This window comes from Sphingobacterium sp. NPDC055431 (assembly GCF_053644255.1).
Window position 1 is genome coordinate 31,126 of record NZ_JBSHLH010000012.1, and the last position, 23,350, is coordinate 54,475.

Here is a 23,350-nt window from a genome sequence, read left to right on the forward strand (position 1 = left end):
ACCTCCTTGGTAAAACTATGGAGCCCCTAGAAAATGCGGAAAATGTCGGAGGTTGAACAATTCCGGATCTATTGGATAGCGAACCTAATTCAAAAAACCCAGACTCAATTAAAGAGCCTGGGGAGGTACTAATTATGTTTCCAAGGATAGAATAAAATGTTAAGTGTTATCAAAAAAGGCAAGGGGATTAGGAATTAAAACATTCTCCTAATGCAAAAGCTCCCTGTTACTAGAAATCAAACAGCAACTTATCAATTGGCGTAAATTCCGGTTTTGTCCAGATAAATTTCTTTTCTTCCATTTTGGAAAACCTCATTAATTGGAACGAAAACATCAATAAGATCCTCTCGATAACCTTCCAATAATAATTCTATACTTTCTGGACTAACCTTATACATCGTATAAATTGCATCATTGTCCAGAAAACTGATGTCAGATTTGAGCATGTTGACCTGAAAACTATTAAATAATTCATTTGCTGAATCCCTATCAACTTTGACAAGGTTTTGTGCTGCAAGATCATACCTCTCCATTTCTTTCTCTAATTTATCAGCATATTTTTCTGTTAGATATTTTAAATACAAATTTCTATCCCCACTTCGCAAAGCTTCATTTCTATAGGCAATTTTCTCCGGTGAGATTTCAAACTCGTATAGTTCAGGACGTTCTTTATAATGAAAATATTCGTTAAAAATTTTCAATCTTTCATCTAAGGTCATATGTTTTTCATTAATTTCTTGCTGCAAATTAAATAATATTAAATCAATATTGTTGAAAATTATAGGATTGGAATAAGAAAACTTAATGAATTGTTCAAATTGGATCCCAAGAACCCATATAATCATTCATTTCGCTTTGATTAATGGTTGTTTTTCATTACAGAAGATTGGACGTTACTATATATAACGAAAGAAGGGGGATGATTTTTAGCGTTAATTTCCCGCTATCTGTGATCGATAATAATTTTGATTTCTACTAATTCCATGCATTAGCGTTTATTAAAAGTTATTAGTCTATATTTCATTTTAATAACTATTTATGATTTAATAAACTGTAGCCCAAATTGAAACTCTAAATAAAAATTTGACTTATCTTTTATTTCAATAAGCGTTCAATATTTTTATTCTAGGGTTAGGTTAAATATGAACCGCTTTAAAAAAAAGTCAGATTGACCTTTTCCCATTTCAATGGTTTCTGGTAATTTATAAAATTTAGATAGAGTAAGATCAAGCACTTTAAAGTTACTACATAGTACCAGAAAAATGAAGGGATGATTTTTAGCATTTCAACAAAACTATAAGAATGCGTAAAATATCAATCAACTATCAGCTAGGTAGTCAACCGAAGGCCCCTCAATAAATATTATGTTATTTCTCAAACGACACTGGACTCTTAAAGATTCATGGAAACCAAAAATAAGGCAAAATCCCCCATAAAACCTCCATTTGAAATTTAAAAATAATTTGCCCCCATATGACTTATTTTATCAACAACATTTACTATTCCTAACCCAGAAAGGTTCTCAATCTTTCCAATTCATTGAGCCTTACAGGTTTTGTTAAATACTCCAGGACCATTCCATTTTCCATGGCCATTTTCCTATCCGATGGACTTAGGGACGAACTGACCATAATTACAGAAACCCTTTTGCATAATCTATGCCTTTTAAGCCGTTCCATCACTTCCCATCCATCCATAATCGGCATCATGATGTCCAAGAAAACAAGGTAGCTATGGTCATGGTCTTGTTGAAGGTCTAACCAGTTTAGGAACTCTGACCCATTGAGAAATTTTTCGAAAACATTTCCCATCTTTAGGTATTCCAACATCTTTTCCAAGAGAAAGGATGAGATTTTGTCGTCATCAACCAAAATGATCCTAAACATCTTTCTCTCCTTTTTGCTCTTCTCGATCAACTATTTGACGTATTATCCTATCCAGTTCATTTGCTGAATCTAATAAAGCCTCAAGTAAAAATTCGGATCGCTGATCATGGCTACCTTCTCTCCTGAGGTGTTCAGCCAGGCCGATGATGCGGGCAAGGGGAGCCCTAAGTTCATGGTTATGGAGAAAGTACATTTCCTTTAGTATATTTTGGTCCTCATGCTGCTTGGTAACATCTATTGCAGTACCATGGATACCGATGCACGCGTCACCCAAATGATCTGGTTTTCCCACCACCTTAAGCCGCCTCAATTTTCCACTCCGGGTCCTTACGGAAACAAAAGTCTTAAGTATCCTCTTGTTTCTAATTGCTTCAAAGAGCTGTGCCATGAATAAAACTTCATCGTCAGCATGGAGATAAAATTGTTTCACGTTTTCAAAATTTGGCAGAAACTCTTTTCCTGTCTCAAACAGCTCATTCATACCAACCGACCACTTGATTGTTCGTTTCTCGATATTGATCCACCAATTTCCAAACCTTACGTCAAACTGCGCCTCGCTCAGGAGTCTCCTGTCTATAATATAGTCAGTTACATCAATTAATGAACGAACAATAACCAATGCTTCTCCATCCTGATCAAAAACAGGGAAATGGGTTATTTCGAAGTATTTCACATTTTCAATTGATGTCTTCTTTTCATGGGGATCTAACCAGGTCTTAATTCCCCTGGAAACAAACCGTTTCTCCTTGAGGACTTCATCAAAAAGTGTTTCCCATTCCAATTCGTCTATAAATTCTGAGATAGGGAATACAGAAAAAAAACCTTTTGAAATCACATGCTGACTATTAAGATCGACCAAGTCGAGGTACGCCTCATTGGCGTCAATGATGGTGAATTCAGGTACATTGGGAAGAATGATCACGCAGGGCACTCCCAGCCATTTGAACAAGTTCGAATACTCAAAATTCAATATATTGCTTAGTTATGTTAATGGATATATATCTTAAAAAATCATTAGAAAGCATATCTTCTAAAACTAAGGGAAACAATTCCTAAGGAAGTTCCTCCAAGCCTTATTTGTAAATTAATATTGATAAAACCGCTATTTGACCGCGACAAAGAAAATATTTACAAATAATAATCAACAAAAATTAAACCTCTGTGGTTAAAAAGGCAAAGCAGCCATAAAATCGCAGATATCAAAGGGTTTTTCAATAAATGCATTGGCTCCCGCTAACATGGATGCTTCTTTTCCATTGTGCGATGCCGAAATACCGAGAACAAATACATTGTTTAAAATCTCAGATTTCCGGATTAATCTTATTAATTCAGAACCTGAGACAATTGGCATCTCAATGTCACAAATTAGAACATCAGGACGGATAGTAATCATTCTCTCCAATGCCCTTGTACTATCCAATTCAGCGATTAACTCAGCTCCTGTCACCGAAAGAACATCCATAATTGCATTAAGGACATGAATATTGTCCTCACAGATAAATATTTTCTTGTTCATATCCGTATGAATAATAAAAAATAAAATGACGCATGGCGATTATTTGTTATCATATATGCACCTAATAATTAATTATAGTTTTTGAAGTATTTTTCAATTTTACTTTTCTAAACCATCAATCGCGTAAATTAGTTAAATCTCAAATTAACCATTACCTAATAACTATTGATAATAACAAATTGCTTAAATCAAAATCTGCGTCAAAAATTACTTTTCAAGAAAACAAAATTAAATTGCTTATCAATGTATTTATATTCAATTTTCCAGAATAGTTAATTGATTTTCCGAAATCTGTACGCCCTAAGAGTCTTTTCATGAGCTCGGGAATTCAATTTGAAATTTTTTGTACGATCCGCAATATAAACTTTTAACCTATATCAACTCATATAAGCCCCTTAATTACCTTAACTAGAAAATACTTTACTTCTCTAAATACCTAATTGATTTCAAGACAACATTGCAATTTTATTTGAGAATTGTCGACAATTAGATCTAAATTATTTCACCTATTAATAGAAGATGAAAAGTTAGGTGGCATTTTTCATACAAAATTTTGGCCAGAACGGGATGTTAAAGCCAAATAAAATAAGTATTTAGAAAAACAATAAACATATTTCACATAAAAAATATGATATCGTAAAATAAATCTATCAGGCTAGATTTTATAAATGGGGCTGGTCTCCTAGCATCCATTTTCTATATGTAGAAGGTGGATTTCCATATATTTTTTTAAAGTACATGCAGAATCCGTTGGGTGAGATGAAACCCAATTTCTGCGAAATTTCCTTAATAGATAATAATGGATCTTCGAGCATTTTTTTTCCTAGATCCATGATAAATCCATCTATTATTTCTTTAGGAGTACAATTAAGGACTTTTTTCGTAACGGATGACAATGTCCTAACGGTAATGTTAAGAGACTCTGCATAGAAATGAATTCCTTTATGCCTTGTTGAGTGGAGAGAAACGAGTTTTTTAAATTTATCGGCAATATTTACGTACGTCACTGAGACCATATTGACTTCAGTATCGTCCATCCTCCAACTTTTTTGCTTTTCAAATGTATGCTTCAAATGAAGAACGTTGTTTTTTAATAGGTTAGATATAATCAAATACCTGGATTCCTCATCACTTCGCTGATAGGTTTTGATCATATCATTCATAGCCCTTAAGTGTTGGAACTCCTTTTTGGATATTCGGAAATAATGGACATCACTTTCCCTGCCTTTAAAAATCGCTTCTATATGACTGTCTTGGAATAATGCAATATCAAAAAAGAAATACTCGGAAATAGGACAGATACTTTCCCTTTCAAGAATGGGTGGACAAAAGATCCTAGAGTCGAGCACATATTGGGACGGAGCAGTTTCCAAAATTTTTGAAACCTCAAGAATATCATATGTAAGGAAAGTAGCTAGATTACTGTCCTCCATTTCAATCAGGTCTTTTCCATTTACCAGAAAACATAGGTTCTTTTTACTCATAAACAGGCTAAACTTAATTGCTAACAAAAATTTAACCAAAATTGATCTTTAATATAAAAGTCCAGTCAATCCTCCGTATAACATATCACCAAGACATGATAACTTTACCAATAGTTTGAATAGATTTCTAAGTTGAAAAATAGAATGCAGTTAAGATTTTTAATTGATTATGGGGTTTAAAATTTATCCAACATTAAAAATTGCACCAGGATATTATCATGGAATTAGAATTTTATTTAGATTTATTATAAGCATTTTTTAAGTAGGACAATATTAAGATATTTTAAAAGAATGAACCTGGACGTATGGCTCAAAAAATTAAATAATCAATAAACCCAAATTGATAATGGTTATTAGTTTTGGAAATCAACTATGACTTGAGTATTTAAATAACGTCAAATATTTGCTGAGATTTAAAGAATCCGACCTAAATTGAAATCATATTAAATGAAATCAGAAATTTATATGTTTAGGCTTGGCTATTAGACTATAGAAGTATAAACTATGGTTATGTTTAGATATAGCTAATTACACTACCAGAGTTCTTTTAAAGAAAATCCAAAACCATTTCATTAAAAATGCTGTTTTATTTAGAAATAATGATGTATTTGACTCCAATGCCACCTAAAACCCCAAAAATAGGTGGCATTTTTATAGAACTTGCACATGGTGTTAGTTTTTTTTATTCTTAGTCCCATAAATTAAGATAAATATATAATCGTAAGGTTTTGTCTGATTTATGCGATATGGCAGAAATATTAAATTTCAATCCAATGAGAAACTATTAATTTAGTTAAACCAAATTATCAAAAATTATAGAGACATACCTGCAGCGACCTATTTCCCGTCTTGACTAAGTGATATTAAGTTTGCCTGTAACTTTTTAACCTCTGCTTCAAAAGTTTCCGAGCAGTGTGTATTCGAGTCTTTATAGTTCCTTCCGGCAATCCTAGGTGGTCGGCGATTTCATAGTATTTATACCCTTCAAAAAACATCATAAATGGTATGTAGTATTTTTCTGGAATCGATCTTAAAACCAAATTCAAATCTTCTCTCATAAAATTATCTAAGCATTTGTTATTGCTTTGTTGCTTTAATGTTTCTCCAATAGATTGAACTTTTGACAAGTAATTTTTTTCTAAAACCTTTTTTCGACACCCATTAATAAAAATGTTCTTCATAATAGTATAAACCCACCCTAACAGGTTAGTATTCTTTTCAAAGCTATCCTGGTATTTCAAAACTTTAATCAAGGTTTCCTGGAGTAGATCTTCAGCTTCTTCTTGATCTTTGGTAAATTTGTTCGCATATTGTAATAGGGTGTCTGTATGAATCAACACCTCATTTTTAATAAAATTTTTGTTCATGATAAAAAAGATTATTTAAACCTGATGCAAAACATCCCTTGACAGGGATGGTTTTGATTATTCAACACTAAAATTAAACTGCACGTACAAATTCCAGTCAAAAAAAGTTTTTAATGGTTGTATAGTAAATACTTTTGCAATCTATGTGCCAAAAGAAAAAAACCTGCAGTTCAATCCCTTCTTAATCTTTGATAATATGAATAACATTATTCATATTATCATTTGTTAACAAAGAATATTGCCAAGGAAGAAAGAGGGTAAAATGAGCAATCTTATTAACTTGATAAACGATTATCCCTTCAATGATAAAAAAAGGTATGAAACAAGTCTGATTTTGATATTGGTCGAAGTTAGGAATTAAGACGATTATTATTAATTGACCACTTAATTTTTTTAATAATTAGGCCTTGGGCAAATTCCACCACCAGGGTAAATAAAAGATCGCAAGAGGATAGAGTCAAAAAACAAGCAGGAAATGGAGTAATCATGGCACTTTCCTAAGCTTCAAATAAATCTCCCTGGACAAAATTTTATCCGATTTTAGACTACTTACCCTATCAAATTACACCTTACAAAAGTATTGAAAATACAAATATCAACAATTTTTTGTTCAGGAATTCCCGAATTCCAATTATAAACTTCGTTACCCTAAATAAATAGATTTAGTATTTCCCGTTTTTCGATGAATTATTAACAATATTAAGGAAATAGTAGCCATTGGACTACACGGTTAAAATACTATTTAGGCTTGTATAGAGTATTCTCTTATCTTTCTTAAATTAATAAAGCTTGAATTCACTATAAACATAATTTAGTAACTCTTTGAAACTCCATCCCAAATGGTGTGTTTCAAGGTTTCTTCAGCCCAACAATGGTCCAGGTGTTGGGCTTCTTTGTATATTTTTATTAACTTTAATGACTTAATCGTTTATCTGATTAAGCTCTGTTTCGACCCAATGGATAGGAACTCCATTGGGTTTTGTTATTTATTTCCTATATTTAATAACGTTAATTATATTATAATTGTTGGGAAACCAATAGCGTCCCCTGCTGTTGGTTTCTTTATTTGAATAATAATTTATATCTCATATTTTCTTTGATAATATATGATTCTTAAAATGCAAGCATAATGTTATGCTAACTTACAATAGATCTGATTATCTTAATTCATTGAAAACCTTCCATCATTTTTTTTTCTGATACCTTTAAATGACATTCATATTTATAGTTTATTGTAAGTCATGCCCAATGGAACAGGGTGATCCATTGGGTTGATATTTGTTATATGTATCCTTGCCATTTCCCCAAGGTTTTTTATCTTTGAAAAAGATAAGGCAGATAATATGCCGATATTCGGTTTGAATTCCCAGTGGAGAGGGAAAACCACTGGGTTTTTTATTTTATGTTGATACCTCTCAAAGGTCGAGCTCTTAATCACCTTACCCTCTGCTCTTTATGAACACAATCGTTTTCACCAAGTAGCCTCATGATACTGTCCAATAATTTAAAGCGTATATTATTTCATAATGGAATTAGTAGGCTTAAGTTTATGATTAGGCTAGGACTCATCTTAATATGATCATAGTACTTTTGTTATTTCATTTATTTGCCTTATCTTACTTCCATATAAGATTATTCCATAGTCTCATAAGTACCAGAATTGTTTTTATTAACCCAATAGATATATTTCTATTGGGTTTTTGTAATTTATCTACATCTTTTTCATTTAATCCCCCATCAATTGATAAGATTTAACTAGAAACATTTTCAATAGTTAGAAACTTAACAACCCTTCACCTACAATAGGACATTTTGAAAGTATATTTTTTGCATCTAGATAGGGCAAAAACCCCAGATTATCATATTGAAATTTGACAATAAAAATACTTTTTAATATTAATGGAGTAATGGAAAAGATTGGATTTGAACTTATTTCACATGCCAAAAATTTCATAGGTAAATTTCCCTTGAACAGATTAAATGATCCTTGTACATTCAAAAAGATTTTTTAAACAGGAACTATTACTATTGATACCATATTTAAGTATTTCTTTAAGAATGTTTATATTGACCGCTAGTTAATGCTTGGTAGCTCCTATCGCAGGAAAAATCCAAAAAATATCCCAAAAGCTTATGAGATGCAAGATGATTACCTGATTTTTAAATGATTTTTCGGTTTGATTTAATTAACCCAATTATACACATATTCCTCTTAAATCCTCGTATAGTTTAAAACTTAAATTGAAATTGGTGAAATCCTATATGTACACTCAATTTATTAATTTTGACAAAAAAAATATGATTCCTAATCGATCTGATCAATTCTTAAAATTGTTCAAGCCTTGTTATGTCTATTTCTGTACTGTTTCTTAAAATACACTTCAATTTGGGGATTCAGTTGATTTAAATTATCTTTTTATACAAGTTTAAGGTTTATAAAAAAAATGGAAAAACTATAAAAACCAAATAAATCAATAAAAATTCATCTGATTGCTCAATTTTAGAAATATCATGAGACGTTAAGGTTAATACCTCTTTTCCTTCGGGAGTAAAGGATTCGAATTCATCAAACTATTTGCGATATATTGAGAATTTCTCTAGATTAAAACGTGATGATTTATTACAGTCGCCAACAATCTCACTCATATAAAATCAAAAAAGAAATATGTGGAAATCCTTCTCACCATTTACTCTTGGAAAAATATGTAAAGAAATATCCTATCCCGTTTATGGACCTTATAATTTACAGATCACAAAATAGACTCCTTCTTTATCATAAAATTTCATCGCTCTAAATTCTGTATACCGAGAAATATCATGAATCATTTCCTCAAGAAGAATAGAGTTAACATTTGAGTTAATTTCTACCGGTCTAAATTTAAAATTTCTTTCCTCGTATCTTGTTTTGTAAAAATCATTAAGGAAATCTATTTTTTGTTTCTTTGAACCATTTACAAACATCTCAGTATATTTTGATGCAATTTTATAAAATAATTATCGATTTTTTCTTCGTTAACAATTACTTAATGTACTGATGTTTAAACATGTAACCTAGATTGTTGATTATCAATATTATTATTTTTCAATTAAATCACTTTAAAAAAATCACGTAAGCTACACTTTATCATCAAGAGATAAAAATTCGAATTTTCTAAAACCTATTTGGATTTCTGATTGTTATATCTATTAAATTAATTTTAAATAAGCAGTACAAAATCACATATTAGCCCAATCAATTTCCCCGGCTAGGTCATAGAGCTGGGGCTTTTTTGTATATTAATTTTAGAGTTTTCGGACATGATCAATTTTTCGTTGACTGCCATAGGTTGTTTAAAAACAATTTAACTGCTTTTTTATTCCTAGAAATAGTCAAATTCCTCAAATCCAAATTTAACCCGAAAATTGGTAAGGATAATATTCTATTATCTTTTTTAGTAGTTTCATTAAAAACCCTTAAAAAAATATCATAACAGAATTCTAGCAAAAGCTGGCAATAAGCATATATTAAATTTTGGATTCTCAATTAACTTTTTTAGCTGTTTTAATTGTAGGAGAATGGAATTTCGAGCGCAAGTTATTAGCTAATAATCTGTAAGGTAAAATAGTTTTTTTGCCTTATTTTGCCTTCCGACTTAAATTGTATTGAACTGGATGCGAAACATCTCCAACCCTTTTCGAGGACAGTAAATACATGAATACAGATAAACTTACTATTCCCAACAATAACCATAGAAAATCTACAATGAACAAATCCATCTTTCCACTTATGAAATTATCCCAAAACCAACATCCGGTTTTTATTCCATTAACAATGGGTACTAGTATGGCTGCGACAGCCCCTAGAAACAAGGTTTCTCTATTCGTCCGGTTCAAATTCCTGCGAATGATATAGTATAGAGAAATTATTAGCCACGATCGAAAATAAAATGCATATATAAATTCCTGTGTAACAGGAGAGGCTATTTTTATGGCAATAAAAGTAAAAGCCGTGACAGGCAGCATACTCAAACAAATGGACAAAAATACATTAGCGGTCCAAAAATTAAATTTTCTCTTCCTTGGGATCACATTATTTTTATCCCGGGCTACTAACCATATCAATATCCCGGATACTATCACTAAGCACCCCAAGACACCCAATATAAAATAGACAGCTTTTACAGGATATCCTCCAAAATCCCCAAAATGTAAACGATAAATCAAACTACGGACTCGATTGATGTAGTTAACATCTGTATATGGAGATTTTTCTTCCAAAACCTTATTATTGAGAACCTGAATAGCCAGAATGCCTGAGCCAGCAAAACTCCGGTTATAATGCGGTTCAACCTCAATTACTAGGTACATATTTTCATCTCCAAAATTCTTGATGCTTATACGTTTATATTCACTCAGGGGCCATTTTTTCTTGGCTTTTTCCAAATAATCCGACAGCCTAAACTCTTTTTCCAATTTTTTATAGCTGTATTCTAATGGATAAGTATGGATGGTTTCTAAATCCTCATACAATTTATCGGTTTTCTCTTCATATAAAACGTTGGCAAAAGGGGTAATTAATACTGTATTTATGATCAAAACCACCCCAGTAACCGCAAACATGAATTGATAAGGAAATCCAATCACGCCCAAAGCTGTATGCATATCTGTCCAAACTGTTTTCCATTTATTAAACGGACGGAAAACAAAAAAATTTGAGACAACTTTATCCCAATGGAGCAATAATCCAGTGATTAGAGCAAATAGAAATAGGAAAGATGTAATTCCAGCGATTAAATATCCAAAAGGAGCTATTCCCACTCGAATAGGGACCTCATTTAATTGAGCCAAAAAATGTAGGCGGTACAGGAATTCGCCCATATCATAGTTTGCCGAATAGTCACCGGTTTTATTATGTATAAAATCATGATTTAAATACTTACTATCACCATCTCCCCCACGGCCGCGCCTTCCTTTACCTTTAATAGCTCCTTCCGGTTTCTTCGCTTGTGCAGCTAAGTTTTCCTTATTAATAATTGTATCCTTAGATGCACTAAAATTGACATATCCCTTTGCCCCATTTTGTTGAAGATAAAAGATAATATCTCTACCTTGTAAATTGTAACCATTGGAAACAGAATCTAAAAAATCACTGTATTGCTGAGCTTCAACTTTTTGATTATAAAAACTGATATTGTTTTGCCAGGCTGAAATTTCCTTCTTGAAAAATGAAAATGAACCTGCAAAAAAAATAACATACAAGAGAGCACAGATGATTATTCCTGAAATGGTGTGTGTATTAAAATAGATATTATAGTTTCTAATTTTCATTTTGAGATTTACTTGATTAAAAATGGAAGATAAAATAGTGTTGCTAGCAGAAGATATAGAAACCATATTTTCCAACCATTTTTAGCTAAAAAAGCAATTAAAAGTAACGTGGCCCACAATATGTAACCTGTAATGCCTGCTGTAACAATGACATTCTTCTTCTCAAAGAGATAAGTCAAAAACAAATGAAAGCTAATCATCACTAAGTATCCACCAATAAATCCGGCGGAAATTTTTAGAAACCGTTGGAACGGACTACTTAAATATTTTTTATTTGCTGGCATGGCTTTATTGTGATGATATATAGGTAAAGGTTAGTTCAAGAATAAGGCAAAAAATAATTAGAAAAAGCACATGTTTATACTTAATGTATTGATAAGGAAAAAGCAAGACTACTAAACTGAGTAGTCCCATACAATAAATTATCCAGGCAAAAATACCCGCCCCAATGCCTTGTAGACAAACAATGAATAGTAGACTAAAAATAGTTAGTATTGTGCATATAATTTGAGCTCTCCTCCTATTGGATACTATTTTTTCGAGCCATGCTGTACGCTTAGGAAACTTTACCTTTTTACTCGTATTAAACCAAATAAAAGCGGCAACTAAGATCATTCCTAAAATAATGCTATACATAATTGATAGAGAATAATATTGCCCATCTATAAATTTTAGTCCTTACAGATAGGCAATAAATGATTGATAATTAGCTTAATTTAAATGTTCTATTGCGGTTAATGTACCACCCTCAATTTTTAGACCTTGTGTTGCTGTTGCTGAATTTACATCCACTTTATATACATAACCTATTCCAGAAGTTAAGTTCACACCGACATAGCCAAATCGGCCAGCTCTATCTGAATAATTATTACCTGTAATTCCCTTAACATCTGTAGTCTTTGGTAATCCGGTAACTGCTTTCCAAGTTTTTGCAGATACATCAAGAACACCAATAATATTTCCTATATTGTATGCACCTTTAGCATCTTTAGTATTTGAAAAAGTAATGAACTTGTTATTCCCAACATATAACCAGTTAGTAATATTTAATCCGCCGGATAGCTCTTCGAAATTGATATAAAATGATTTGTCAAATTCTGTACTTCCTGAATTAATTCTCGTTACTGCCGAAGGTTTTGTACTGTTCATCGTAGCATTTGTTCCCATAGATGTTGCTACAGATGCAGAGAACGCATATATATCTCCATTTTCTACAAGTTCCAAACCATCCGTAAAATACCTTCCAATAAAGCTTGTTCTATCATCTTTAATAATCTTCTCAAGCTTCATGCTTGGATAGGAATAAACTGCTACCCAAGCCTGATTAGGATAATCAGTTCCAAAGGTCGCTGAACAACATCCCTTTACAGAAAAATAAGGAGCGTAGACCTTTGAACCTACTTGCTTAATCCAACTGAAGAAAGCAAGTTCACCATTGTTATTTAACTCCGCTGTATTGATATTCCCTTGGCTGGAAATGCTGAGCGTGTTTGTATTAAACTGATACCAGTTCGTTACTGGATTAGTAATACTTCTTGAAATCTTCATCATCAAGATATCATCATTTACTGGAGCAAATGCTTGTACTGTTTCCGTGACCGAGTTTGCTAGCTTGGTCAGATTACCATCCAGGATATTGTAAACCGTAACAGCTCCAGGATTCCCTTGTCCATAAAGCATACTAAAAAACTTGTTGTTATGCGTAACATAGTATCTATAGGTTCCGTCTTGCTCAACTCCTCTGCCTGCAGTGGATACCTTGCCGGTATCTAAACTACTTGTTGTAAGTAGATAATCTGCAACACCAGTTTCTGCAACAGGTGTCACAGCAACAATAAAATTACCTTTCGCCGCAGGTTCTGTTTTATCCTTTGTACAAGCAACAATGGTACTTAGTGTAAAGGCCGTGAATAATAAATTTTTAATTTTCATGTGGAATTATTTTTTAATTAGATTGTTATTTTTTATTGATAAAGTATCGTAGATTCAGATAGAATGCTCGTCCTGGTTTTTGCATACTAAAATTGTCATATAATCGCTCGTTCGTAATATTTCTTGCTTCAAGCCCTATATTATATCGGCCTTTTTTAAAGCTGTAAACAATATTAAAATCATGACTCAACTGTTGAGGAATCGTATTTTTGGTCTCTCCTCGACTAGGCCAATACAGATAAAAATCATGAATATATTGTAGGTTGTATCCGGTTTTAAGCATATCTCCAGAACCAGAAAAAACTGGCAAATGAACGTTTAGATCTAGGTTCCCAAATAAGTAAGGTATATTAGGCATTTGATCTTTATAAACTGGGCTCACCTCAGTATACCCATTCTCATATTTCTGCATATTCTGCAAATATTGATAGGTCCAGCTTGTAGATGCTGACAACCATTTTTTATGGAAATATTGCAACTCAAAATCTGCACCTAATGTTCGTACTCCTTCACGGTTATCAGCCATGTACTTACTCTGATTCTGATTTAATCTCTGGTAAATAAAATTCTTGGAATTTCTATATAACACCCCGGCAGTGATCCCAAAATGATCGTCCCTATCTATATCAAATTGATACATAATACCAAAGTTGATATTATTGCTGCTCTCAGGTTTTAGATTTGTATTCGCGTCTTGGTTTTCCACGTCCCCAAACAATTCATATGGCGTCGCCATTCTGTTGGTCAACTCATAACTTGCCTTCAATTGTAAGTTGGTATCTAAGAAATAGGATAACGCAGTTCCGTAACCGAACAGACTTGAATTGACAGAACTTGAATTACCATTCTTATTATTTTGAGATAAAAATTTTCCAAAAATATTGGCACTCCAACGTCCCTCTTCATTTATTTGATAGCCAAAACCTAATACATTCTTTTGTGATAGCTTGGCATATTCATATTCATTGTTTTGAGGATTTAATTCATCGGAACCACTTCTATTGAATGTGTTGAATACATTATTGATCGTAAAAACATGCTTATCACCTAAATTATAATTTGCGTTTGCCGTGATAATACCATCCCTATTCTTGTATTTATACATGGTCCTTGAACGCTCTCCTGATGTGGATGGAAGGTTTGCATGTGTGTCCCCAAACCAATCAAATCGCTTTGCAACTGTGTCTATAGTTTGTTCCGCTCCCAGGTTTATATTCGCATTCAACATAACATCTAATCCCTTGATAAGGTTATTCTTGCTATATCTCAAACTCGGCATTACAATATTTCCTTTTCGATGCCAGGCTCCAAATACCGACTCCATCCTGGCGCCAGTTTGTATATCTTTATAGTTATGACCAAGGGTAATCCCAAATACCAACCGATCTGCAAATGATTTGTTAACTAAACCAAAATTTGCAATGATAGATTCGTTATGAAATTGATCATGAAATCGCTCTACCTCAGTATCATTTGCGTAGTTGTCTCTCCTGTTATTATGCTTTTCAATGAATACTTTGTAATTGTTGTCAGAATAATTCTGAAAGGCATTTAATTCAAAGGTTAACCCACTCTTATTCGTTACTGCTGTATTGATTGTAGTCCTATGGGTATTGAATGATCCATATGAATAAGAAGCATCAATATAATTCCTGTTAGATTTATTAGTTACTATGTTTATAGCACCTCCAAGTGCATCTGATCCTAACCAAATTGGAACTACACCTTTAAAGACTTCAATATTCTCCGCTAAATTGATTGGAATGGTGTTCATTTGAAAGGTGGATCCCATGTTATCCATTGGCACGCCATCAATAAAGAAGCGAATATGATTTCCTGAAAATCCATTTATTGCTAAATTCAGATTTGACCCTAATCCTCCTTGTTCTCGGACACGTACACCAGGCACTTGATCTAAAGCATCAGAAATATTTATAGTACTGTTATAATACTTTTTAGCATCAATGGATGTCACGTTAAAGGCCATGCGATTGGTAATCTGGGGCTTGGTTAACCCAGTCACTGATACTTCTTCAATTTTTTGGTCTTTTTCAAAAAGTAAAATATCAAGATGATTATTTCCCTCTTTAATCTCAATCTTCCTCTTAAAGATATCATACCCAATCGCCTTAGCTATAATCTCAAAAGGGCTATTTTTGATTTTTTCAATTTTAAAATTGCCGTAACTATCGGTTAGGACCGTATGCCCCGCTAATCGAATAGTAACACCTTCAATGGTTCGATTATGATTATCCCTAACGGTCCCGGTTAGGCTGAAGTTACTCTGTGAGTGGACCATATTGCTTAAGAGCAAAAATAAGAGTAAGATAAGCTCTCTGCGAAATCGATTAAGCACTTGTATATTAAGATTAATATCAGTGATTAACAGCGACGTTAAACCAAATAAATTCATTTGTTAAGTTTTTAGAAATTCGTGCTGTTTGTGTTAGTTAACAAGAATTAATGAAGTGTTTGTGCTCCAATGCTTATCGATGGATTTGCTACACCTGTTTTTCTTTGTATTCTCCGTTTCGGCAACCTCGTACTTTCCGGCTTTTAGAGATTTAAAGCAGATCTTTCCTTTGCCATTTTCTTTGAACTTTTTAATCCATCCACTAGGAAATACCACATCTCCTTTAGCATCTAAAAATGGTCCATCTTTGGGTTTAGTTTCTTGGAAAACATCCTTTATATAGTGATACTTTGGTTCAATATCTAAAGTCGACGATAGCTCGTTGAGAGTTTCTGACTTTCTCCTTTCTTGAATTATTAAATTTACAGTAGATTCAGAAGCTGATGTTCCAAAGACCTCTTTTGCTGGATGTCCAACCTTTAGGATATAAACAGCTTCTTCGGTTGGAGAAATAGTTGCGCTAAAATAATCTGGATGTTCAGTTGCTTGGATTGCTGTTGTTTGCTGGCTTGGTGAAATTGGATATAATTTAAATTCGTGAACATCTGAATGCCAATTCTCGATTGGGTCAATAAAATTATGAATGAATTCACCGAAATAAACTCTAACATTTTGGGTTTTATTCTTCTCGCCAAAAGGTGTTGTTTCAATCCACAGGGAGTGGGCACTAACCATTTTAAATCCGAAAATGGCAAAAAAAATAATTAATAATTTTATGGTTTTCATGTTTTATAAGAATTTGTCGTTCTGTAATTTTTAAAAAAAATGCTTTGGCATTCTTTTACGTTTAATTGTTAATTATCTGTTCTCTATTCTTCATTGAGATTATCAATAATCGATCTGAAGAATATGAAAGGACAGCATACGACAAATTATCAAACAGCTATAGATTTGTTTGAATTTTCCTATATTGCATGTCCTTCCATAATTGCATGTTGAAGGTCCCATACGAATGAGTATGGATTCTTAAACTAGTTACCGCTGGTTTAAGAAGGCGTCATACGAAGATTACCGTCTTACGTATGGCGCTCTTTTGTTTAAATAGGAATTGTATCAATCTTATTTTACATTCAAATTACCTAATAAATGAAACAATTGTTTTTATTTAGACCAATTATAAACAGTTGCAAATATAAAGTATTATTTCAGCAAAATTCAAATATTTTTTACGATTTATTAAAATCTTACGAGAGCCGTAATCCGTTAAAACTATAGAATTTTGGGAGTTAGAATAGATGAATAGATATAAGACTAATTAATCCTAAAGCCTTATGGCATAATTTTATTAAAACAATACACATTAGGTTTAAATAAAGAACTATGCGGCAAATTCCATTCAGTTTATCAATAATCTGAAACTTTGACAAGATGAAAGTAGAGGATTGAAATCAAAGATTATTTTAAGTTTTGCATATATTACCTACTTAGGTTGTCCAGTTTTTGTTTAATCTTATCAACTAACGGGAATATAATTAAAATAGATAGGACTTTTTACTAAAGATATTATGTTGTATTTTTTCTATATTTAAATCTTCAAAGCTTTCTGATTATTTCAGTTTAGGTCCAATATCAATCCAGTTATTGGACCTTTATTGTTGTTTTTCTTTAACCTTAAAATATATGTGCATTAATAACCAATTATTTCAATTGAAAAACAAAAGAAGTTAGCCTTTTTAGATTCACCTGAAATATCAAGAATTAATCAAAACATTACAAAAATACCCAATATAAACACTGAAAGTTCCTATTACTCTTTTTACCATCCATGATCATTTATTTTCTTGAATTTTTTCAATCTTAGCTCCACATCAATCATGTAATTAAATCTAGTTTTTTACCAACCTTCAGGGGCCAATAGTTATTTTCATATGGAATAAACACGTGACAATATTTTTGCTAATGGTAGTGAAGCACCTTCATTGGGAACTATTAGCTAAGTAATTAGATAAATTTTTATAATTGAGATGGTCTACTTAGGATCTTCAAAAAATCACTATATATTTTAGAATATATATTCTTTGAAAGTTTGAAGTTTATATTTGATAACGAGTCGAATAATGACCCATACCACTATTATTACGAAAATATCTTGTCCAAAAATATGAACGGAGCCATAATCGTTTTAAATTCCGTCAGCAGATTATTTAATAAAATGCATGAGAAGACCGAATACGATGAGAAAAGTTCCTATGAACAAAAGAGTTGCTTTACAATTCCTATATAAAAATCTTTTCATTCCAATAAATGTAATACCTACGTTTTAAAAATCCGAAGATAAATATTCTTTTTTAAACTATGTTAAATATTCACTATAATTCATAAAACATAAGTTATTTCACAGAAGTGGAATACTCTCTCCATTTCGCTGCATGGACTCTTGAAACCTATGAACTTCAAATCTAATTAATTCTGGCCACTTTCCTAAACCTTCAATTATTAATTTTCCCCTTCTAAGGATCCTGCTAACTCCCCTATTTTCAATGCTTGAATCTGTAAAATATCCAAATAATCTTGGTTTGGAGGGGAGTAAACCTTAGAAAGATTTTGACCCTTATTGTAATTTTTCATAACTAATTAATAGTTTTATTAATGGTGATTTCTTTGCAAAATAAATAATTGCGAACTGATTATCAATATTTTTGCAAAAAAAGCAAAAAATATGGGGCAATGGTGAAATTTAACCAACACACACCTTAGCTCGCTAGTAAGAAAATTCAAATGGTATCTTTATACTTTGATATACAAAAAAATTGAAAATTACACTTGGTAAAAATGTAACACCCTCATATTTTTAGAGTTATTTTATGGAAAATATCCATCAAAATAGTAAGCCAACAAACTCTTCTTTAAACATTAAGCCACGTAATTATCAGGCATTTTGATGACTAGAATATAGTTCTGTGAATCGGGTTGTAAAAATTTAATTGACCCACCTACGGATAATACTTGGTGCTTAGCTATGAAAAAATCCACGGTCATTACTTCTTTTAATTTTTCTGCCGCAACATTATAATTATATGGATCCATTTCAGATTGGTTATTGGATTTGATATGGAGTTTCAGTGTTTTTTCAGATTCGTTAAACAATAGCGATGCCCTATTCTCACTACCCGTTTCCTTTATGCTGCACAAAATGACATATTTAAAAAGAGTTTTCAAATATTTCATTGGGAAAAAAAACATTGTGCGTTGTGATTGTTTAATAATATTGAAACCACTACATTTTATTTGCTTTTCCAATTCATTTACAGAGTCCTTAAAAATAGAATTAACTTCATTCCATTTAAACTTATGATCCAAGGAATCCAAACTTTCCAAAAAATCAATCATCCTACCCAAATGATTTTTGAATTTGTTACCACTCAATAAAATCATGTCTAGGTACTTCCGATCCTGCCTAGACTTAGTGCCAGTTTTTAATTGTTCGGTAATCATTTCAATATTTGCAAGAGGCGACCTTAAATCATGTGCAAGCACTTGGTTTATCGTTTCAAGCTGTTTAATCTTTATTTCCAATTCAAAATTTATTTTTTCAAGGGCCGAATTCTGGAATTTTAATTTCTTCTCAATTTCCTTGAAATCAGAAAGATCCTGGATTTGACAAATAAAATAAGTTACCTGTCCGTCTTGATCTTTTACAGAAGAAAAAGAAATTAAGCACCATAAGTATTTTCCATTTTTAGTACAAACCCTAGTTTCAACAACAGCTTTATGAACAATTCCCAACCTTAAATCCGTAACTGCGACCATTAATTCCTTAATATGGTCTTGATGGATGTAATCAGAAAATCCCTTGTGCCGGAAAGTCTTTTCATCCTCCATCCCTAACATTTCCAAAAGAGCTCGGTTCTGTTCGACAATTCTCATTCTTCCGTCCAACAAGAGCATTCCAATGGAAGAATGCATAAAAGCTTGATTGAACTTCTCTTCTTCCATTTCAACCTCGTATTGAAGTTCGATCTCTTTGGTAATATTAGAAATAACAACCATCACTTTTCCAGGAAAGTTCTCCATAAATCTAGTCTTCAATCTGAACCAACTTCCCTTAAAAGCCTCTACAGGCGATTGATAAATTATTTGGTGACTCTTCTTCGTCCTGATGGTCTTTTCAAGTATATCCACCATAGTTGAGGCAAATTCTTCCGGAAAAAGGTCTTCAATCGGAATGTTCAAAATTCTATCACGGTCAAAAAAAAGTTCCTGTGGTTGAAGAGTCCAAGAATCCAAAATTGTACCGTCACTAGAGACCACAAAAACTATATCATCAAAGCAGGAAATAATTGATTCTAGCTCAAGGATCCTCTCCCTTAATTTATAATTTTCTAGACTATAATTTTCATCTTTCATAATTTTTGGAATTTCCACGGAAAAGCAAAAATATATAAATTTTCAGATTTAATGCCAAATTCGGGCTATTCTAACGAAAGTTTGGTCCTTTCCATAGAAATAAATAAGGGTTAAAGTTTTAGTTCAAAATCCTTCCAGAAAGTATTTCTTTTAAGGAATATTAACCAGAACGAGATTAAAATTTCAGATTGTATTCAATATCAAATCTAATAATCAATTCATTCAGCAGTACCTCAGGGTTCCGATGGTATCTCAATTTTATACAGAGAATTAACAAAGTGGCTAATTGAAGAAAAGTCAAAATGATCATATGATTAATTACAACAAATCACAAACATTATTTTAAAATGAATTAATTAATTATAGAAACCAAAAGAGAAGTGTGTTGAAAATATCTTATCTTAACCACTATTTAAACCAAATCTTATAAACTTTTAATTATTCTGTGCCATTCAATTGGACACATTTAATGCTTGAAAAAGTTGCTCTGCGGTAAAGGGTTTTGTCAAGTACCTCTCTATGTAAGGAATTTTATTTGCACGAGCTAGGTCTTCCTGGCTTACAGAAGAACTTACGATAAGGACCCTTGGTACATCGATTCCAACAAAGATTTTCATGCTTTCAAGCTCTTCCAAAAACTGCCAGCCATTCATTAGTGGCATATTAATATCCACTAATAAAACATTTGGAAACGCGACTCCCTTGATATGGAGCGCATTTAGATGGTTAAGAGCAATAATTCCATCTGAAAAAATTTTCAGGTCAACCTTCATGTTGGTAAATGATTGAATCATTTTTGAAACAAGGAAGCAAAATATACTATCATCATCAATCAAAATAATTTCGAAAATCTTTTCCTTTTCTGCCGATAACTCTGATTTTTCCATCATTAAACACATTAAGTCTTACCAATTTTTTAATAAAAATGACTTTTCAAAAACTCATTCTTTTCTAATTTATAAAGTTTTAAATATATTGAATTCTTACGATACATATATTAAAGAAAAGTTAGGACAAAAGATCCAATGAAATATTAATCATTATTTCACAAATTATAACTATACTTTTTTGTTCACAAGCTCTGTTCTCAATAATGGAAATGTTAACAATACCTCTGTAATTTTATTTATATTTGTATAAATAGCTAGTTGCATAATTTACATTTGGTAGGACCCAATGGAGTAGTCCATTGGGTTATTTTTTATAATTTAATTTCATTGGTCTTTTATATTTATTATATTTAGGCTCCTTTAGAACGACATACTCTAAATATTACGCCTTAGCCTGACAATTCCTCGATCTGTCAGGTTTTTTTTATGTATTAGGTCATTGAATGAAACAATCCTCATAATCCGAATTAAGTATTAGTAGGAACGAAAATTATTAACAATGAAAAATCGATTTTAGAAAAACTATTCATGATAATTTACATACCTTTCGATTCAAATTCATTTTCATAAAAGAAGATCCAATGCTGAGTTTAATAAATTATTTCCAGATTTTTAAATATTAAGAACACTGCCATCAATCAATTAAAGGAAATTTCAAATCAACAATTTATATTTTATATAATCGGTCTGTATTGGTTCAATTTCCTGTTTACGAAGTTCAGTAGCAATTTGAGCCCTGTGGTAGTTTGAATGGTTAATAATGTGAAACATGATATCCTTAATCATGCAACTATAATCATTATTGTCCTTCATTTGGAAATCAATCATCTTTAAAGAATTATCCTTTAGCAGCATATCTTTTGATATCGAATGATTAGATTCATCTAAATCACCCATCATAGGTACAGAGTGTATTTGCCAGATTTCCCAATGTTCATTATTTTGCATTATTCTGTTATTCCAGATTCGATGTGCATTCAATATGTGACTTAAAAGTTTTATTGATTGTTCTGAAACCTGATCTTGATAAAGCAAGAATAATTTAATCAATTCATGATTACAATGACGATTATAATCAAACATTTCATTTAGAAAACAATCCGAAGTTTGATGTAAATGCATTAATAAATATAAAAGATATTACTCAATAAAATAGTCATGATAATGAATTTACCTTATTTTACATGGAATTTTCAACTAAGTTGGTCAAGTTTTAATGGTATAAATTGGTATAAATTTCAAAAAAACATAGCTCATTAAAATTTTATTTGTATAATCATATTCGTCGTTCGTTACCCTTTTATTGTAAAAATGGATAATATGGTAAAATAAATCATATTTAAAATACTATAAAATACATCATACTTTTATTTCAATTCATCTTCTTTTAAGGTATAACAAACATTTAGAGTAAAAAGTGCATTTAGTAGTTTCATTATTATTTTTTAATATTGTCTATATCAATTGCCAATAATTATATCTTTTTGTATTTGATAATTAAGTTCATTAACCTCAATATATATTTAATAAAGGGACTGATGTTGAATTAATTGTTTTAATATATTTTGTTAACCTTTATATTTGACCTTAAAAATAATATACATGGAAAATAATTTGGACCTTCAAAATAAACAAAATGATTATTTAAGCCCTGATATTGAGAATAGAATTTTAGAATTACTAAAGGATTGGGAACAAACGAATGGATTTATACAAAGAGATATTAAATTAGCACATTTAGCAAAAGCCTTAGGTTTTAATAGAAAATATATCTCTTATGTTATCAATAAAAATTTAAACAAAAGCTTCCCAAATTACATAAACGACCTTAGACTTAGTTTTATTGAGAATATGATTGGTGAATTTGAACCAAATTCAAAATTAAATCTGACCTCATTGGCAAAATTGGCAGGTTTTTCAAGCTATTTTAAGTTTGCTCACTATATAAAAAAAACCTATGATATGAATCCAACCTATTATTTTAGGAGAAAAAGATAATGACCATTTTTTCTACATTAATAAAGTATTTTTAAATCTTTTTTTTAAATCGGAGACCGGTTAATATTAAAAAGTAAAAGTAATTTAAAAATTAAATTACACACATATATTATTATGAATTAAATTTGACATCTCTAAAAGAAACTTTATAGAGAAATATATTGATAATTTTTAGGAAAGATAAAAATCCTTTGGATTGAATTGATTTTC

At 31.4% G+C, this 23,350-nt stretch carries 14 protein-coding genes; 1 reads left to right on the forward strand and 13 read right to left on the reverse strand.

The features are described 5' to 3' along the window. Positions 1-251: 251 nt before the first annotated feature. The 13 genes from ACWIB3_RS11875 to ACWIB3_RS11935 form a co-directional block, all read right to left on the reverse strand. Complete coding sequence (locus tag ACWIB3_RS11875; RefSeq protein WP_139185418.1) at positions 252-746, reverse strand: hypothetical protein; 495 nt, start codon at positions 744-746, stop codon at positions 252-254. A 759-nt stretch (positions 747-1,505) separates the two neighbouring features. Then, positions 1,506-1,886, reverse strand: coding sequence for a response regulator (locus ACWIB3_RS11880; RefSeq protein ID WP_454291671.1), 381 nt, complete (start codon positions 1,884-1,886; stop codon positions 1,506-1,508). Further along, positions 1,879-2,856, reverse strand: coding sequence for a histidine kinase dimerization/phospho-acceptor domain-containing protein (locus tag ACWIB3_RS11885; RefSeq protein ID WP_454291672.1), 978 nt, complete (start codon positions 2,854-2,856; stop codon positions 1,879-1,881). Before ACWIB3_RS11885 ends, ACWIB3_RS11880 begins: the two co-directional genes overlap by 8 nt. 195 nt (positions 2,857-3,051) lie before the next feature. Next, positions 3,052-3,402 carry a response regulator gene (locus ACWIB3_RS11890; RefSeq protein WP_454291673.1) on the reverse strand — a complete coding sequence of 117 codons (351 nt, stop codon included), beginning with the start codon at positions 3,400-3,402 and terminating at the stop codon, positions 3,052-3,054. A gap of 662 nt (positions 3,403-4,064) precedes the next feature. Next, positions 4,065-4,886 carry a helix-turn-helix domain-containing protein gene (locus tag ACWIB3_RS11895; protein WP_254529241.1) on the reverse strand — a complete coding sequence of 274 codons (822 nt, stop codon included), beginning with the start codon at positions 4,884-4,886 and terminating at the stop codon, positions 4,065-4,067. A gap of 863 nt (positions 4,887-5,749) precedes the next feature. Continuing rightward, positions 5,750-6,253 (reverse strand): RNA polymerase sigma factor, encoded by a 504-nt coding sequence (locus ACWIB3_RS11900; protein WP_313258371.1) that lies wholly within the window; start codon positions 6,251-6,253, stop codon positions 5,750-5,752. 3,615 nt (positions 6,254-9,868) lie between these two features. After that, on the reverse strand, positions 9,869-11,560 hold the full coding sequence (locus ACWIB3_RS11905) for a PepSY-associated TM helix domain-containing protein (RefSeq protein WP_313258373.1): 1,692 nt from the start codon (positions 11,558-11,560) through the stop codon (positions 9,869-9,871). A 711-nt stretch (positions 11,561-12,271) separates the two neighbouring features. Further along, the gene (locus tag ACWIB3_RS11910) at positions 12,272-13,492 is read right to left on the reverse strand and encodes a DUF4374 domain-containing protein (RefSeq protein ID WP_313258374.1); all 1,221 of its coding nucleotides are present in this window, start codon (positions 13,490-13,492) and stop codon (positions 12,272-12,274) included. A 25-nt stretch (positions 13,493-13,517) separates the two neighbouring features. Beyond that, positions 13,518-15,791, reverse strand: coding sequence for a TonB-dependent receptor (locus tag ACWIB3_RS11915; RefSeq protein WP_313258375.1), 2,274 nt, complete (start codon positions 15,789-15,791; stop codon positions 13,518-13,520). Positions 15,792-15,938: 147 nt separating this feature from the next. After that, positions 15,939-16,631, reverse strand: a complete 693-nt coding sequence (locus tag ACWIB3_RS11920) for a hypothetical protein (RefSeq protein WP_454291674.1) — start codon at positions 16,629-16,631, stop codon at positions 15,939-15,941. 2,127 nt (positions 16,632-18,758) lie between these two features. Then, the gene (locus ACWIB3_RS11925) at positions 18,759-20,252 is read right to left on the reverse strand and encodes a PAS domain-containing protein (protein ID WP_093095645.1); all 1,494 of its coding nucleotides are present in this window, start codon (positions 20,250-20,252) and stop codon (positions 18,759-18,761) included. A 452-nt stretch (positions 20,253-20,704) separates the two neighbouring features. Continuing rightward, positions 20,705-21,142: a response regulator gene (locus ACWIB3_RS11930; protein WP_454291675.1), complete on the reverse strand. Its 438-nt coding sequence runs from the start codon at positions 21,140-21,142 to the stop codon at positions 20,705-20,707. Between the two features lie 654 nt (positions 21,143-21,796). Next, entirely contained in the window at positions 21,797-22,264 is a 468-nt protein-coding gene (locus tag ACWIB3_RS11935) for a DinB family protein (RefSeq protein WP_093095642.1), read from the reverse strand. A gap of 480 nt (positions 22,265-22,744) precedes the next feature. Here ACWIB3_RS11935 and ACWIB3_RS11940 point away from each other — a divergent pair, with 480 nt between their 5' ends. Beyond that, positions 22,745-23,140 (forward strand): helix-turn-helix domain-containing protein, encoded by a 396-nt coding sequence (locus ACWIB3_RS11940; protein WP_093095640.1) that lies wholly within the window; start codon positions 22,745-22,747, stop codon positions 23,138-23,140. Positions 23,141-23,350: the final 210 nt, after the last annotated feature.

What these genes read in the sequence shown, in the direction of transcription:
- ACWIB3_RS11930 (WP_454291675.1), bottom strand. Translation starts at nt 21,142, where the DNA reads ATGATGGAAAAATCAGAGTTATCGGCAGAAAAGGAAAAGATTTTCGAA.
- ACWIB3_RS11920 (WP_454291674.1), bottom strand. Translation starts at nt 16,631, where the DNA reads ATGAAAACCATAAAATTATTAATTATTTTTTTTGCCATTTTCGGATTT.
- ACWIB3_RS11905 (WP_313258373.1), bottom strand. Translation starts at nt 11,560, where the DNA reads ATGAAAATTAGAAACTATAATATCTATTTTAATACACACACCATTTCA.
- ACWIB3_RS11880 (WP_454291671.1), bottom strand. Translation starts at nt 1,886, where the DNA reads ATGTTTAGGATCATTTTGGTTGATGACGACAAAATCTCATCCTTTCTC.
- ACWIB3_RS11940 (WP_093095640.1), top strand. Translation starts at nt 22,745, where the DNA reads ATGGAAAATAATTTGGACCTTCAAAATAAACAAAATGATTATTTAAGC.
- ACWIB3_RS11935 (WP_093095642.1), bottom strand. Translation starts at nt 22,264, where the DNA reads ATGCATTTACATCAAACTTCGGATTGTTTTCTAAATGAAATGTTTGAT.
- ACWIB3_RS11910 (WP_313258374.1), bottom strand. Translation starts at nt 13,492, where the DNA reads ATGAAAATTAAAAATTTATTATTCACGGCCTTTACACTAAGTACCATT.
- ACWIB3_RS11915 (WP_313258375.1), bottom strand. Translation starts at nt 15,791, where the DNA reads ATGGTCCACTCACAGAGTAACTTCAGCCTAACCGGGACCGTTAGGGAT.
- ACWIB3_RS11900 (WP_313258371.1), bottom strand. Translation starts at nt 6,253, where the DNA reads ATGAACAAAAATTTTATTAAAAATGAGGTGTTGATTCATACAGACACC.
- ACWIB3_RS11925 (WP_093095645.1), bottom strand. Translation starts at nt 20,252, where the DNA reads ATGAAAGATGAAAATTATAGTCTAGAAAATTATAAATTAAGGGAGAGG.
- ACWIB3_RS11895 (WP_254529241.1), bottom strand. Translation starts at nt 4,886, where the DNA reads ATGAGTAAAAAGAACCTATGTTTTCTGGTAAATGGAAAAGACCTGATT.
- ACWIB3_RS11890 (WP_454291673.1), bottom strand. Translation starts at nt 3,402, where the DNA reads ATGAACAAGAAAATATTTATCTGTGAGGACAATATTCATGTCCTTAAT.